Origin of the sequence: Aeoliella sp. (assembly GCF_965227375.1) — a bacterium.
In the GTDB taxonomy this organism is placed as follows: domain Bacteria; phylum Planctomycetota; class Planctomycetia; order Pirellulales; family Lacipirellulaceae; genus Aeoliella.
In genome coordinates this window covers 233912-248953 of sequence record NZ_CBDDFX010000002.1, presented here as the reverse complement: position 1 = coordinate 248953, position 15042 = coordinate 233912, and the positions used below count along the sequence as shown (strand labels likewise).

Below are 15042 nucleotides of genomic sequence, written 5' to 3'. Positions count from 1 at the left end.
GGGCTGAGAATCGTGGACCGCGTGGCGGTCCGGTTATCGATAACTGGTTGCTGAAAACTTCATGCTCAAGACTGCTGTGATTGATCGTACGGCCGAGTTGGATGAATTGCTCCAGCGGCGGATTCTGTTCCTCGACGGCGCCACCGGCACCCAGGTGCAGGCCTTGGGCATTGGTGAAGCCGAGATTCGCGGCGAGCGGTTTGCCGAGCACCATAAAGATCTAAAAAACTTTCCCGATCTGATCTGCATCACGCAGCCAGAAGCGCAGATCACCATCCACCGCAACTATCTGGCGGCCGGCGCGGACATCGTCGAGACCAACACGTTCGGCGCGAGCCCCGTGGGGATGGGCGACTTCGAGTTCGACAACCCGGAAGACCTGGCCCGCGAACTGAATGCAGCTGCCGTGCAGTTGGCCAAGCAGGCGTGCGAAGAGTTCACCGAGCGCACGCCCGACAAGCCGCGGTTCGTGGCTGGCTCGATCGGCCCGACCTCGAAGCAGATGGCTATCTCCACGAGCGTCGAGGACCCGGCAAACCGCGACGTCACCTTCAACCAGATGGTCGAGTCGTACTACGTGCAGGTGGAAGCGATGGTGGCCGCGGGCGTCGACATCCTGATGCCCGAGACGGTGATCGACACGCTGAACCTCAAGGCGTGCCTGTTCGCGATCGAGAACTACTTCCGCGACAGCGGCCTTTGCGTGCCGGTGATGATCTCCGGCACGTTCGACAAAGGTGGCGGAACATTCGTCTCCGGCCAGTCGATCGAGGCGTTCTGGAACGCGATTGAGCACTTCCCCATGCTGTCGGTTGGCATGAATTGCGCGCTCGGTCCCGACATCATGCGCCCACACATCGAAACGTTGCAGAACGTGGCGACGCCATACATCAGTTGCCACGCCAACGCGGGTTTACCCAACGAGATGGGCCAGTTCGATCTCGGCCCTGCCGCGATGGCGGAAACGGTCGCCGAGTTTGCTGAGCGTGGCTGGGTGAACATCGTCGGCGGCTGCTGCGGCACGACGCCGGATCACATCGCCGCGATGGTCGAGCGACTGAAGGACATCGGGCCGCACAAGAAGACAACCGTCGCCTCGCGACTTCGCTTGAGCGGGACGCAGCCGCTTGAGTTGCGCCCCGACAGCAATTTCCTGATGATCGGCGAGCGGAGCAACGTGACCGGCAGTCGCAAGTTCGCTCGGCTGATCAAAGAGCAGAAGTTCGAAGAGGCAGTGGAGATCGCCATCGAGCAGGTGCAGAATGGCGCCAACGTGATCGACGTGAACATGGACGAAGGTCTGCTGGATAGCAAAGCCGAGATGGTCCGCTACCTGCGCCTGCTGGCTGGCGAGAGCGACGTGGCAGCCGTGCCGGTGATGATCGACAGTAGCAAGTGGGAAGTGATCGAGGCGGGCCTGCAGGCGGTGCAGGGCAAGGCGATCGTCAACTCGATCAGCCTGAAGGATGGCGAAGAGGAGTTCCTCCGCCGCGCGTCGCTCTGCCGGCAGTACGGTGCAGCGGTCGTGGTGATGGCGTTCGACGAGGTAGGCCAGGCCGCTACGGAAGATGAGAAGGTTCGTATCTCGAAGCGAGCCTACGAACTCTTGACGACCAAGATTGGTTTTCCAGCCGAAGACATCATCTTCGACCCCAACATCCTGACCGTGGCCACCGGCATCGAGGAACACAACAACTACGCGGTCGATTTCATCAACGCCACGCGGCGAATCAAGCAGGAATGCCCCGGCGTCAAGGTCTCCGGCGGCGTGTCGAACGTGTCGTTCTCGTTCCGCGGCAACGATCCCGTGCGCGAAGCGATCCACAGCGTGTTCCTGTACCACGCGGTCGCGGCCGGCATGGACATGGGCATCGTGAACGCCGGCCAGCTGGTGGTGTACGACGAGATCGAGCCGCAGCTCAAGGAGCTGGTGGAAGACGTGATCCTCAACCGCCGCGACGATGCCACCGAGCGACTGGTCGACTTCGCCGAGTCGATCAAGAACCAGGCGACCGGCGATGCAGCCGCTGCGACTGAAGAGTGGCGCAACGAAAGCGTCGAGGAACGACTGAAGCACGCGCTGGTGAAGGGCATCGTTAAGTACATCGATGAAGACACCGAAGAAGCTCGCCAGAAGTACAGTAAGTGCCTACAGATCATCGAAGGCCCGTTGATGGACGGCATGAGCATCGTGGGCGACCTGTTCGGCGCCGGCAAGATGTTCCTGCCGCAGGTGGTAAAGAGCGCACGCGTGATGAAAAAGGCCGTGGCGTACCTCACCCCGTTTATGGAAGCCGAGAAGGAAGCGGCCGGCACCGCCGGCACGAGTCGCGGCAAGGTGCTGATGGCCACCGTGAAGGGCGATGTGCACGACATTGGCAAGAACATTGTCGGCGTGGTGCTGGGCTGCAACAACTTCGACGTGATCGACATGGGCGTGATGTGCTCGTGCGAGAGCATCTTGGAAAAGGCGGCCGAAGAGAGCGTCGACGTGATTGGCCTCTCGGGACTCATTACGCCGAGCCTCGACGAAATGGTGCACGTCGCCCGCGAGATGCAGCGACTGGAGTTGAAGACCCCGCTATTGATCGGCGGCGCCACGACCAGCGCCAAACACACGGCCGTAAAGATCGCACCCGGCTATTCGGGCGCGGTGCTGCACGTGGTCGACGCTTCGCGAAGCGTGCCCGTGGTCGAGAAGATCATGAATCCCGAGCAACTCGGTAAGCTGGTCGAAGAGAACAAAAAGCTGCAAGCCGACCTGAAGGCCAGCTACGACAAGCGGCAAAGCGTCACGCTCGTGCCGTACGCCGAAGCGTGTGCAAAGCACTTTGCCAGCGACTGGGCCAAGGTCGACATCCCCACACCCGAGTTCACCGGCACGCAGGTGCTGGAGGACTATCCGTTGGCCGACTTGCGGGAGTACATCGACTGGTCGCCTTTCTTCCTGACCTGGGAAATGAGGGGCAAGTACCCGAAGATTCTCGACGACCCGAACCTGGGCACCGAAGCGAAGAAGCTGTTCAAAGACGCCAACGACCTGCTCGATCGCGTGATCGACGAGAAACTGCTCACCGCGCGCGGCGTATACGGCTTCTGGCCTGCGAATTCCGACAGGCAGGACATCGTGTTGTACGCGGACGACTCGCGGAGCAAGGAGCTTTGCCGGTTCCACGGACTGCGGCAGCAGTGGGAACGTAAAGGTCAGTCGACTTTCTACTCGCTGGCCGACTTCGTCGCGCCGGTCGATTCGGGCCGCCAGGACTACCTGGGCGGCTTCGCGGTCACGGCTGGGCTCGGCTGTCAGGAGTTGGCCGAAGTGTTCCTGGCCGATCACGACGACTACAATTCGATCATGATCAAAGCCGTGGCCGACCGCCTGGCCGAAGCGTTCGCCGAGTCGCTACACGCCCGCGCGCGAAGTGAGTGGGGCTACGGCAACTCCGAGAGCTTCTCGAACGAAGAGCTGATCGCCGAAAAGTACCGCGGCATCCGCCCAGCCGCCGGCTACCCCGCGCAGCCCGACCATACCGAGAAACGGACGCTTTTCAACCTGCTCGACGCGGAAGCGAAGACTGGCATCTCGCTGACCGACAGCTTCGCCATGATGCCGGCGGCCAGCGTGAGCGGTCTGTACTTCGCCCACCCCGAATCCCGCTACTTCGCCGTGGACCGCATCACCAAGGAGCAGGTGGAAGACTACGCGAAGCGGAAAGGGATGAGCGTCGCGGAAGTCGAGCGGTGGTTGTCGCCGAATTTGGGGTACGAGGTGTAAGGGGCAACCCCCGCATGAGATGCCGGGGAGAGAAGAGGCCACTGACGTCTTTTGCTGCATTAGCCCCGGCGTTTACGCCGGGGGAAACGGCTGAAAGTACACCGTTTAGGCCCATTTATGGGCCTTCCATATCCATCGTCAGGGGGTTCCGATGGCTCGCAACTACTACAGCGAAATCAATCTGCACATTACTTGGCATACCAAGAATAGCCTCCCTTTGTTGACGCCGAAGGTCGAGCCTCTAACGCATCAGGCGATTAAGGATCGCATAGCAGACACGCCCGGCGCATTTCTCCACGCAATTGGTGGAATCGCAACTCACATCCATGTTGCCGTCACAGTTCCACCTACGTTGTCTCCGAGTGAGTGGATTGGACAACTCAAGGGAGGTTCAACTCACGATGTGAACTAGCAGAGCGAAACCCGCGACAAAATGCTGCAATGGCAAACCGGAAATGGTGTAGTCAGTTTCGGCACGAAGGACCTGCCTTGGGTTGTCGACTACATTCGAAACCAAAAGGAACACCACGCGAAAGGGAGTATCGCGAAACGCTTGGAGACGATTGAACAGTTCGATGCGTGAGAAGGACTGTTTGATGAAGGCCCCTAAAGGGGCGGGCAGTGCTTTGCAGAGAGCGAACCCCGGCATGAATGCCGGGGCTAACAAACCGCTGGAGAATGGTCACTACACCAAGCTTCGCCACACACCCCTTACTTCGCCTCTTCCTTCTTCAACTTATCCTTAAACACCTTGCGAAACTTATCCACCTTCGGCTGCACGACCAGGCGGCAGTAGCCCTGGTTGGGATTCTCCGCCAGGTAGTTTTGGTGATAGTCCTCGGCGGGCCAGAACTTTTCGAACTCGGTTACCTCGGTGACGATCGGGTTCTCGTACGCGCCGGCCTTGTTGAGTTCGTCGATTGCTGTCTCGGCGAGCTTCTTCTGTTCATCCGTGTGATAGAACACAGCACTGCGGTACTGGGTGCCGATGTCGTTGCCTTGGCGGTTGAGCGTGGTGGGGTCGTGCGTCTTTAGATGCACCTCTAACAGCTCCTGGAAGGTCACCTTCTCGGGATCGTACTCGATGTGAATCACCTCGGCGTGGCCGGTGGTACCCATGCACACTTCTCGGTAGGTCGGATTCTCGACCTGGCCGCCGCTGTAGCCGCTGGTGACCTTTTCTACTCCCTCCAAGGCGAGGAACACGGCCTCAGTGCACCAGAAACATCCTCCGCCGAACGTCGCTTGAGCCATCTTCTCCCTCGGTTTGTCCGCCTTTGTGATTGGTTTCGCCGTTGGCTTTTCTTCGCCAATGGCCAACTGCGCGCTGCAGCCACCGGCAGTGGCCAGCAGTAGCAGGAACGTTAGAAATCGCTTAAACGCCATCCGAGCCTCTCTCGCATCGAATCTCAGTTGATGGGGCGCCTCGCGACGCCGTCACCTTATTCTACGCGGTTGGCGCAAAATGGGAGCGCCAGAATTTGCGGCCCGAGAAAAACCGTGCACACCGGGCAGGCGACACCTTACCGGCGGCGACGACGCCATTGCCACGCGCCGGCCAAGAATCCTACGCCCGCCAGGGCCCATGAGGCCGGCTCGGGCACGCTGATAATCTTCAGCTCGTACATCTGCGCGGCGTTTTGGAGGCCGGAGATCCGCAGATAGTACGTGCCAGGCTCCGTGAGCTCGTACTCGATGATCTCCTCCGCGGATCCCAAGCCAGTGGAATTTTCCGTGACCAGCGAGGAGATGCCATTGGGGCCCAGCATTTGTAGCACAAGGTCGCTCTGACTCTTGGGGTAGAACGTGGTCTGCGTTCCATTCTCGGCGCTCTTGTCGCGGCCGTTGAGGTACTCGTCGGGACCAACCGGAGAAAGCTCGACGTTGATGGACTTTCTTTCGGTGATCGTGAACTGGAAGTAGTCGACGTCGCCGTTGTCGTCGATGCTCACAAAATCGGTGTCGACAGGATCGACGTGCGCGTCGTGACCATCGGCGCCGCGGATGATGGACTCGTGCGTGCGCAGGATTCCCAGATCCGTAGCCGTGCCGGCGGTGTCGTTTCCGCCGTCCTTCTCCAGCACGTCGCCATACAAACGGTGCATGCCCAGGATGTCGTCGTACTGCGGTCCGTCGAACGTGGTGGACAGAATGGGCTCCATCAGGAACGAACCGAACACGTGCTTATCGTCGCCTTCGGTCGTATCGTCCGACTCGTTGTGCGCCAGGCCCAAGCCATGCCCCAACTCGTGCATGATGGTGTTACGAAACCGCAGGTAGTTGTCGGCCGGGTTGCCCAGAATGGTGACCTCCGATGTATCGATCACCATGTCGGAGAAGTTGGGGAAGTAGTTGTAAGCCAGCACACTGGGTCGGACGTCGCCATCGATGAAGTGCCCTCCCAACCGGTGATCTCCACGCACGTTGTTCAGTCCGCTGGAGTTGGGCAGGCGGGCACCGTCGTCGACGGCGTACTGGCCATTGGAGTTGCTGGCGTACTCGAAGTCGATGCCGGCCACCTCGGTCCAGCGGTTGAAGGAGCTTTCGATCAAGCCAAACCAGCTACGCTGCGAAAGGTCGCTGGTGCCGCCGGGACTCGCTCCGCCTTCGAACAGGTCGTCGAGGAATTCAACCAGGTCGCTGTTGGAGGTTGGCTCCCCCACGCCGGTTGGCAGTTGTGTTCCGTCGGGCACGATGCTCCAGGTTGCCTTTACTGGACGACCGAGCCCCGAGGTGCCTTGCGAGGTGCTGGTCCAACCGCTGTTCTGGGTGTTGAAGGGCGCAAGGCCCGGCTCGTCGCTACTGCCACTGGTTTCGTACGCCGCGGCGGTCGGGCAGACACTTGCCTCGAGCGTGCAATAGGATAGCGCACCGCCTCCACCACCGCACCATTGGCAGGCCCAGGCTGGTATCGTCGCGCACCAAGCCATGGCCATGGCGCACGCGAGACTCCAATTGGAACGAGGCATTGGCTACTCCGGCGGTTGGCCGACGTCGCGCGCGCAGCCGCCCACACAACGGTCGTCGGACCCACAAAAGCAATCGCTTCTGCGGTGCCCACACGCCGTGCGCGGCTGGTCGTCCGCCAATTGGCAGAGACCGCGGAGCAAGTTGCTGGCATTCATCGGCAGGGGTTTTCTGTTGAAGGTCTGTCGGCGACCGAAGCCGCAGCAAACTTTTCCACACGCCCTACCGCTCAAGAGAATTCAAATACCGTGAGTCGCCGGTCCTGCGCGCAGCCATACACCGAAAACGGTCGTGGGACGCATGCGAAAGAGACTTCGCCCAACAGAGCCACCCGTCGAGGGCAGATTGGAGGGGGCGACAGTGGCGTTAGATCACGAGCGGCAGGCGGGCAGCGGAAAAGTGAGGCATTTGTTCCTTGCGGGACCAACGGTGATCCGCTGCATTCCAGCATAACCCCCCAGCCGCCTGCTAGCAATCATTTTGCTTTGCCGGCAAATTCCCCCAAAGCCGCAGGCCTGGCATAACCGATACATTTCCTCATGGGGGGCTGCCAGCGTGTGTATTTGGCAGCAAGTGGGCCGCGCCGTCGTGCGTGACCTGCGCGTTATCGATGGAGCGACTCAGGGGGTCGCTCCGGCTCGAAGCGAACTTGCTGTGCGTACACCAATGCGTCAAATCGACCGCTGGACTGTGCTGGCCGCGCTCGCCGTAGCCCATTTGGCTACGGCAGCGCAAGGCCAGTCGCCGTTCCCTACATCCGCACCTCCGGAAGTGCAATCGGCCTTTCCGCCGGTGCATGCTCAACCCGCGGCGACTCCGTCGCACTCGGCCGCACGGTCAGCCCCCGCTGCAACGCAGCAGCCCCCGTTAGCGTACTCCTCGGAGTGCCTGTTTAAGATTGAGTACAAGTGGGATAGTGGGAGCAAGGTCACCGATGCGGCGGCTGTGAAACTGTTCTTGTCGCAAGACCGTGGGGCCTCGTGGTCGGAGATCGTTTCCGATGCCAAACCCGAAGTACAGTTCTTTCAGTATCACGCGCCTAGCGACGGCGAATACCTGTTCGCCATGCAGACCATCGACACCAAGGGCCAACCTTGGCCCGCCGGGCCTCCTCAGGGGGAACTGAGGGTGGTCGTCGACACACAGAATCCCACCATCGGAGCACTGACGGCGCAGCTCGCATCCAGTGGTTCGGTTCAAGCGGTCTGGCAAGCGAGCGACACAAACCTCGATACCACCCAGGCGACGCTCGAATACCGCACGCCCAGCGACAGTCACTGGCAAACGGTGCCGGGCGGGTCGCTGCAAGTTCCCGCCGCTGGCTACGCACAGGGCAAAGCTACCTGGCAAGTGCCGCCGGGAACCGAAGTGGTGTGGGTCCGACTGGGCGTCCGCGACTTGGCCGGCAACATCCGCGAAGCGGGCGCCGAAGCCCGCGTGGGTGCGACACCTGGTGCGCAACTCGCCAGCAGCAGCTACCGACTGCCACAGCCAACGACTGGTCCTGCAGCTGGCAGTGCCATCGCTGGCAACGGAGCGTCGTCCGGCAGTCCCTTCCATGCATTGCCTCCTCCGCCCTCGAACTCGTTGGCCTCTTCGGCGCGAGTCGGCTGGTCGGGACCTGGCGCAACGGGCATGGTGAGCAACTCGGTGGCGGCCACCACACCGCCACCCGCGATCCAGCATTGGCCCAGCGACGGCGAGTCGCCCGTGCCGCTTGGTTCGCCCCGTTCGGGCGAAGTGCACCGCCTGACACCTCCGCCCGCAAGCGTGGCAATGTCGCCCAATCGTAGCACCACTAGCAGCATGGGCTGGAGCGCCAACGCCAGTCCGCAACCCACTGAGTCGACCGCTTCACCGTTTCAATTGCCGCAGAGTCGGCCGAACTACCCACAGATGCGAACTGCCTCGGCGCAACCGTTCCAAGGAGCAGCGTCGCGCGGCATCGATACGAACCTCCAGGCGCCTGATCTGCATCGACTGCCGTCGCTTGGCAGTACCGCGCAGCCGGCGACGGGATTCGCGGGTTCGAACAACCAACCGGCTCCATCGGCGGTACAGCACCTGAACTCGCTGGACTTCGAGATCGGTTACGACGTCGATACGGCTGGTACGTATGGGGTGACTCGCGTCGAGTTGTGGGGCACTCCCGACGGCGGCAATAGTTGGCGGCGGTTGAGTGTCGATAGCGATAATCGCAGTCCAATACTGGCAACGGTACCCGCGCCGGGTGACTATGGACTGAAAATCGTCGTGGAAACCGCGGGCGGAATCGACCCAGTCCGCCCGCGGCCCGGCGATCGACCGGAGATATTCGTTCGCGTCGACACCACGCCACCGGCGGCCAAGCTCACTGGCATTCGCCAGGGCACCGGCGCCGAGGCCAACCTGTTGCACGTGGAGTGGCAACGCCCGGCAAGCCTGTCGGACGACGAGAAGGCAACGCTGCAGTACAGCAGCACGCCCACCGGCCCGTGGGCCACTGCGGCCTCGAACTTGCCCAACAACGGCCGTTACTCCTGGCGACTCGCGCGTCACCTGCCCAACACGTTCTACGTCCGCCTCGAAGTCCGCGACCTGGCCGGCAACGTTTCGAGCGACCAAACCCAGGTGCCGGTCACGATCAACCTGCTCTCACCCAGCGGGCGATTGGGTTCGGTGCGAGCGATACAGTAGCCAACTGTAGCTCGACACTCCGTGTCGAATCGCGGCGAGTAAGACACGGAACTGGCGACGCCCATCGCCGAGGCTGGCACTAGCCGGTTTCGGCGCCATCAGTTCGATTGCCAGACTGAACTCGGAAAACCGCCGAGGCAAACTTGCCGCCCAGGTAACCGAGGAGCAACGCCAGCATCGTATGGACCGCCGCCGTCAGGTCTGACGTGCTCGGCTGCGTGACGCGACGCCACCTAGTAAACGGCATCGTGGCAGGGTTAGGCTGCACTCTTGGATCATCCGGTTCTGCCTGCTCACCGGTTTCTCTATTGATATAGAAGGTCCGTTGAAAGTACCGGCGGGCTAGTCTGGTGGCTTCGCCAGACAAGAATTGATCGTCTGACGCCGACAAGGGGCTCAGCAGGTGAAGCACCAGGTAGCCGGCCGTGCCAATGGCAAAGCCGATACCGAACGCTCGCCAGGCGCCGGTGCCTACCAGACCGACGATGATCGCCGCCAACGTGCCCATCGCAACCAGCGCGCTGAATACCGACAGGGTCATCCCGCCTAGCTTGAACGCGCTAAGTCCCAGGCCAACTGCGGCAACGACTGCCACCAACTCGCGAATGCTGAATCGCACTTGGTTTGCTCCTGGCTTTGTAAGATGGCTGCCAAGCGGCCGGAGAATTCGAACCCTGTCCAATGGACTAGTGGAGATTCTACCCGGCGCAGGCCCCCATCGCACCCTACCAGCACCCAAGTCCACTGCCTGGATATTCGTGTATGGCAACGCTATGCAGTTGCGGTACAATCAACTTGCGCGAGTCAGCCGCACCTCTATTCCTCGAACGGCAAGAAGTGTCATGCCTTCGGACAATCGATCTCACGCGTTGCTTTTGCTGCTAGCGGTTGTCGTTGCCTTCGGCGCCGGCGTTCTGGTTTCGCAGCGCGGTGGCGAGACTTCCGGACAACGCGAAACGTTGCCGCGCGAGGCCGTGGTGACGCCGCAGTTCCACGGCCAGCTCTCGCCAAAACCAGCGGATGAGGGTTCGAAACGCCTACGGGTTCATGTGCAACCACTTGGCGATCTGCTCTTCCCCTTCGATGTAGAACGAGCCATGCTCATCGAAGCAGTGGAAGAGTCTACCACAGGTTTGGACTGAGGCACTGCCCGCTAAAACCCGTTCTGCAGCGTCTCGCCGCCGGCGCGGGTGGCCATTGATCGCCACACATCGACGTTGATGTCTTCATTTACTGTCTGCACCGAGCCATCGACCATGGCGACCTGCACGCCGCCAGGATGCTCGCTCCGCGAGGTGATCATCGCGTAGGTGGCCGAACCGGCACTGCCATTCTTGCCCTCCTGCCAGGAGTTGAAATCGCCATCGACTTCAGTGCCATTGTACTCAAAGGGCACATAGGAGTTCGGCACGAGCGTGGCCGTGAATCCTGTGTGATGCACGCGACCGTCGGGCCACTCGGTGTGCCCCGTGTTCTTCTGTTGGTCACCTGAGTTCACCGCAGCGATGGCCGCCGCCTGGTCATTGGGGATCTCGGTGCTGGAGGGGCCGCCGTTGCGGGTGTAGTGAGTCCACGCTTTCACTTCCGCGGCCAGCAGCGTGTTGCTAGTGCCGTCGGTGATGCGCGATAGCTTCAAATTGCTGTTGGGATAAAACACTCCGTTGCCACCTTTGCGAGTGGACGGATCGAACACGTACCAAGTGCCGAAGTTGAAACCGTAGTTGGTTGGCCACAACGTGGGCTTGCCGTCGGTGAACACACGCGACTCACGAGCCTTGGGATCGCTGGGGCATTGGAACACGTCGATGCGAACATCGTGAATCGCCTGCTGTGCATCCCACGCCACTTCGACGTCGATCAGGTCGTGAAGCTGAGCCTGCTCGATGTATTCCAACAGCCGACCGTGCACGCCCCACGACCCGTTGTTGTCGGTGCTGGTGACAGTCAGGTCCACTAGCGCGCTGGGCGGCAAGTGCTTGAGACCGCTCTCATAATTCAACGCAGCGATCCCCAGCTGCTTCAGGTTGTTCTTGCATTGGCTCCGCCGCGCCGCTTCGCGGGCGGCTTGTACGGCTGGCAGCAACAGCGCAACCAGGATGCCAATGATGGCGATCACGACCAATAGTTCGACCAACGTAAACGCGCCGCGGCGGCGCGGAGATATCGTAGAATCCATTTGTGTGCTTGCGCTCTCTCTGAGATCTTCTGTTCCGTCTGGGGACACACCGTCCCCGGCTGTTTGGTCGCCATTGAAAGCACATCCCGCGCCCGTGTCGATACCTGGAGGCGAGATTCGCGCCATTCCGGGCGTTTTTCAGCGATTCCGCCCCAAAGATCGGTGGTTCACCACGTTTCGATGTCGACTGTTACGACACCAGTGTCGGTAGATCCGACTCCCGGCGGAGCCTTAGAGTCCCCCCTCAACACCGCACAGCGAGGTTGCGCCTGTCGAAACTGCTCCACCGACTCGTCGCTGACCGTCGTTCCCGTGAGATCGATCTCCACGAGCATCGCGGAGTTTTCGAGCTGCTTGACCCCAGCGGAGGTGAGGTTGGTGTGGCTCAAGTCGAGCACCTCCAACGCGGGGAGCGTGGCAACGAACTCCATCACCTCGTCGCTCAGATCGCAATGGCTCAGACGCAAGAAACGCAGACTCGCCAGCGGAGCCGGTTTCTCGGCGTCGCTGATGATGACACCGACGCGATAGAGTTCGAGGTCCTGCAAGTTGGCAAACGACTGACCGAGCTGGTCGAGCTGCAAATTGTCGAGGTACCGATCGACAAGCTGCAAGCGGATCAAGTCGCTGTGGGTCTCGAACCACTCGACGCTATTCCACACAGCGCTGGGATCGCGGGCGAAGATGTCGGGTGTCCTGGCGATCTTGCCTTTGCGGAACTTGCCTTCGATCCAATGCACCCGACAGCCTTTGGGCAGCCGCTCGAACAGGTACTCCACCCCCGTTCGGCTGACGTCGGTATCTAGCAGAAAGACTTCGCGCAAGTCTTCATGGTGCTCCAGGTGCGGCAGGCAGAGATCGGTTAGTTGGGTACCATTTAGCTTCAGCTCTTGTAGGCTACCCAGTTTCCGCAGGTGGCGGAGGTCGCGGTCCTGTGTTTTGCTCTTGCTCAGGTCCACGCTAGTGAGGTGTTCAATCTCGCTGAGGTAAGGCAGCACCTCCGAGGGCATGCGGACCTTGAAACTTCCTTCCCACAGCGGCCCATGCGTGCTCTCCATGGCGTTGCAGATCGCGCGAAACCCACCAACGGTGCTCGTCCGAGAGAGTTGGCGGGGTTCGACGCGCACCTGCGGCATCCGCTCCATCAACTCTGTCACCGCTTGTTCCGAAAATGAATGGAGATCGAGGCGCACGCACCGCAGGTCTGGCAGTTTGTAGAGTTGCTTGAGCCCCCGATCGGTAATCGCCGTGCGGCGCAGGTCGATGTAGTCCAAGGCGTCCATCTGGACGACCAGCTGCATGCCATCGTCCTGCAGCACTCGTTCGGTCGGTTCGAACTCGAGACAAAACGCTCGCCGCGATTCTCCCAGATAACGCGTCTTGCCGCCCAGCGATTCAAGCAGTTGGGCGATCTCGCGGTCGCGCTGGTGGGCCACGTAGGCGTGCCAATGTCGGGCGCCGTAGGCAAATCCCATGCACGCGAGCGTCACCACTAGCAGCATAATCTGGGTGCTCACGCGCGGCCGCCAAGGCGGCCTGCGGTCCAGCGGAAGCGGCACGTAGGAACTGCTGTCGGTCACCGAATCGCCCCCTCTGGCAATTATCCGGATACTCGCGACGCTACTGTCTTGCCTAGCCTCTCTGTGCAAGTTGCAGATGATGTTCCGTGGGTATTACGCAGTTGGCAGCGAATTGGTTCCCGTCTTACGAAACAAGTGTGCCGAAAAGTAGTCGTCGGCGTACAACACGTCGGGCTCGTCGAAGCCAGCCGACTTGGCCAGAGCCAGCTTTTCGTCGTCCGAGGCGGGAAAGTCTTCGTCATTCATGTGCTGGCGGACTTCCTGCATTTGGTCCTCGCTCAACTCCGACCAGGTGGGCAGGAGCACTTCGTGAAATCGCCGCAAGTACTCTTCGCGCGACTCGCCGTGGCCTCGACGGGCATCGATCCACACAAACAGCCCACCAGCCGCGATCAGGCGCTGGCAGTCGGCGATCAGCGGCCCCAGTTCGGTCACCCGATAGTGGTGCAGTGAGAAGCTGGCAAGCAAAAAGTTGGGCGGCGGCTCGATCGACTCGCGCACCGCGGCTCGAATACTCCCTTCATGCACCTCGACGCGCGCGGCGATCGGAGCCAGCCGCTCGGCTGCCCGCTTCAAGCCCGACTCGGACAAGTCGACGCCCCGATAGCTCTCGACGTTCGCGCCTTTGAGTACGCCAGCGGCCATGTAACCATCGCCGCAACCAAGATCCAACACCCGCAGCGGCTCACCATACCGCGCCGCGTGGGGAGCCACCGCCTCGATCAACTCCTCGTGCAGCATGTAGTTATTGTTGACCACACAATCGTACAGCGACCAACCTTCGAAAATATCCAAGGGGGAATGATCATCAGGCATTTGCGAGCGTTCCTTGGTATGTTGTCATTTGGCGTTCAACGGATCGGGAGCAGAATAGCGAATGATATCTGGCCGCTTCTCATTGAAACAACTTTTGCTGTTGGTCGCCGTCGTGGCCATCGCCGCCTGGCTTTACGGATCGTTCTATCCGCTGGGACCTCTCTTCGCGTTGCTATTCGGACTCGTTTGCCTGGCCATTGTGGCAGTATGCTACCGAAAGCTGTTGCCCGCCACACTGTGCATTCTAGCCATACTTGCTGTTGGTGTCTTTGGATTCCCCATCGTCGTGATGGATGCGCATCCCGTTCCGTTGTATCGACTAAATCAAGTGCAGCCGGGAATGACCCAGGCCGAGGTAGAGTCACTACTCGGACCGCCCACAAGAACGCGCGACGGCGATTGGGAGTACTCGGGCGTCACGTTTTGCCACGTCACCGTTCGCTTTTCGACAGACAGGAAGGTCGAGTATGTTGTTCACGACCATTAGGACTATCATCACACTTCGACAAACAACCGTGGCCATTCAATCCCCAAGAGAACCACTGTCAGATTGACTGTCCAGAAGGCAACCAAGAAGTAGAGCAACCCCATCATCAGCCGCCGAGCGTTCTGGCTGAGTTGCTCCGATGTGCCAAGGACCTGCTCTATCCGCCACAATTGCCACAGACGATACGCCGTGTACGTGGTGCCGATGATCACGAGCATCGATGTAAAGAACAAGCGTCGCATCATCACCTCGGTGGCAATCTGAGCTACCAGCACCATGACATACACGCCAAGCGTTTGGCGGACGTCGGAGGAGCGGAGCCAGCAAAGACAAACAACCAGCGGCGTCACGACTCCGAGAACCAGCCCGAGCCTTAGCCACGCTCGGACAAACCGCTGTGTGCCCGCGTCCAGCGGCGCCTGATCGAGGTCGAGATTGAACGAAATGATCCCACCGCGAGCCAAGCAACCGACGATCGCCAAGAGCACGGTCGCCAACACCACAAACACCACGGCGTGTCGAAGTAAGTTCATGAGAATCACCTATTTCGTTCCGCCCACCGGAA

The 15042-nt window shown here is 60.7% G+C and carries 12 protein-coding genes; 5 read left to right on the top strand and 7 right to left on the bottom strand.

Annotated elements, in window-relative coordinates:
• The first annotated feature begins 61 nt into the window (after positions 1 to 61).
• Both metH and ACQK2L_RS14100 read left to right on the top strand, forming a co-directional pair.
• Positions 62 to 3775 carry a methionine synthase gene (gene metH, locus ACQK2L_RS14105; RefSeq protein ID WP_425397661.1) on the top strand — a complete coding sequence of 1238 codons (3714 nt, stop codon included), beginning with the start codon at positions 62 to 64 and terminating at the stop codon, positions 3773 to 3775.
• 151 nt (positions 3776 to 3926) lie between these two features.
• Entirely contained in the window at positions 3927 to 4187 is a 261-nt protein-coding gene (locus ACQK2L_RS14100) for a transposase (RefSeq protein ID WP_425397660.1), read from the top strand.
• A 299-nt stretch (positions 4188 to 4486) separates the two neighbouring features.
• Here ACQK2L_RS14100 and msrA read toward each other — a convergent pair whose 3' ends face one another.
• Positions 4487 to 5161: a peptide-methionine (S)-S-oxide reductase MsrA gene (gene msrA, locus ACQK2L_RS14095; protein WP_425397659.1), complete on the bottom strand. Its 675-nt coding sequence runs from the start codon at positions 5159 to 5161 to the stop codon at positions 4487 to 4489.
• 137 nt (positions 5162 to 5298) lie between these two features.
• Positions 5299 to 6744 (bottom strand): matrixin family metalloprotease, encoded by a 1446-nt coding sequence (locus ACQK2L_RS14090; protein WP_425397658.1) that lies wholly within the window; start codon positions 6742 to 6744, stop codon positions 5299 to 5301.
• Between the two features lie 652 nt (positions 6745 to 7396).
• Here ACQK2L_RS14090 and ACQK2L_RS14085 point away from each other — a divergent pair.
• A complete protein-coding gene (locus ACQK2L_RS14085) occupies positions 7397 to 9418 on the top strand; it encodes a hypothetical protein (RefSeq protein WP_425397657.1) in 2022 nt (673 codons plus the stop codon).
• Positions 9419 to 9497: 79 nt separating this feature from the next.
• Here ACQK2L_RS14085 and ACQK2L_RS14080 read toward each other — a convergent pair whose 3' ends face one another.
• Positions 9498 to 10037, bottom strand: coding sequence for a hypothetical protein (locus ACQK2L_RS14080; protein ID WP_425397656.1), 540 nt, complete (start codon positions 10035 to 10037; stop codon positions 9498 to 9500).
• Positions 10038 to 10260: 223 nt separating this feature from the next.
• On the opposite strand from ACQK2L_RS14080, the gene ACQK2L_RS14075 reads away from it, so the two are divergent.
• A complete protein-coding gene (locus ACQK2L_RS14075; RefSeq protein ID WP_425397655.1) occupies positions 10261 to 10560 on the top strand; it encodes a hypothetical protein in 300 nt (99 codons plus the stop codon).
• An 11-nt stretch (positions 10561 to 10571) separates the two neighbouring features.
• On the opposite strand, the gene ACQK2L_RS14070 is transcribed toward ACQK2L_RS14075, so the two are convergent.
• From ACQK2L_RS14070 to ACQK2L_RS14060, 3 genes are all read right to left on the bottom strand, one after another.
• Positions 10572 to 11594: a DUF1559 domain-containing protein gene (locus tag ACQK2L_RS14070; protein ID WP_425397654.1), complete on the bottom strand. Its 1023-nt coding sequence runs from the start codon at positions 11592 to 11594 to the stop codon at positions 10572 to 10574.
• 167 nt (positions 11595 to 11761) lie between these two features.
• Positions 11762 to 13174, bottom strand: coding sequence for a hypothetical protein (locus tag ACQK2L_RS14065; protein ID WP_425397653.1), 1413 nt, complete (start codon positions 13172 to 13174; stop codon positions 11762 to 11764).
• A 93-nt stretch (positions 13175 to 13267) separates the two neighbouring features.
• A complete protein-coding gene (locus ACQK2L_RS14060; RefSeq protein WP_425397652.1) occupies positions 13268 to 13990 on the bottom strand; it encodes a class I SAM-dependent methyltransferase in 723 nt (240 codons plus the stop codon).
• Positions 13991 to 14072: 82 nt separating this feature from the next.
• Here ACQK2L_RS14060 and ACQK2L_RS14055 point away from each other — a divergent pair, with 82 nt between their 5' ends.
• Positions 14073 to 14477 (top strand): hypothetical protein, encoded by a 405-nt coding sequence (locus ACQK2L_RS14055; protein WP_425397651.1) that lies wholly within the window; start codon positions 14073 to 14075, stop codon positions 14475 to 14477.
• An 8-nt stretch (positions 14478 to 14485) separates the two neighbouring features.
• Here the strand turns inward: ACQK2L_RS14055 and ACQK2L_RS14050 are convergent, their stop codons facing one another.
• Positions 14486 to 15010: a hypothetical protein gene (locus tag ACQK2L_RS14050; protein WP_425397650.1), complete on the bottom strand. Its 525-nt coding sequence runs from the start codon at positions 15008 to 15010 to the stop codon at positions 14486 to 14488.
• Positions 15011 to 15042 lie beyond the last annotated feature (32 nt).

Excerpts from the sequence above, each read along its gene's own strand:
- ACQK2L_RS14050 (WP_425397650.1), bottom strand. The coding sequence starts at position 15,010 with ATGAACTTACTTCGACACGCCGTGGTGTTTGTGGTGTTGGCGACCGTG.
- ACQK2L_RS14060 (WP_425397652.1), bottom strand. The coding sequence starts at position 13,990 with ATGCCTGATGATCATTCCCCCTTGGATATTTTCGAAGGTTGGTCGCTG.
- ACQK2L_RS14075 (WP_425397655.1), top strand. The coding sequence starts at position 10,261 with ATGCCTTCGGACAATCGATCTCACGCGTTGCTTTTGCTGCTAGCGGTT.
- metH (WP_425397661.1), top strand. The coding sequence starts at position 62 with ATGCTCAAGACTGCTGTGATTGATCGTACGGCCGAGTTGGATGAATTG.
- ACQK2L_RS14070 (WP_425397654.1), bottom strand. The coding sequence starts at position 11,594 with ATGGATTCTACGATATCTCCGCGCCGCCGCGGCGCGTTTACGTTGGTC.
- msrA (WP_425397659.1), bottom strand. The coding sequence starts at position 5,161 with ATGGCGTTTAAGCGATTTCTAACGTTCCTGCTACTGCTGGCCACTGCC.
- ACQK2L_RS14090 (WP_425397658.1), bottom strand. The coding sequence starts at position 6,744 with ATGCCTCGTTCCAATTGGAGTCTCGCGTGCGCCATGGCCATGGCTTGG.
- ACQK2L_RS14100 (WP_425397660.1), top strand. The coding sequence starts at position 3,927 with ATGGCTCGCAACTACTACAGCGAAATCAATCTGCACATTACTTGGCAT.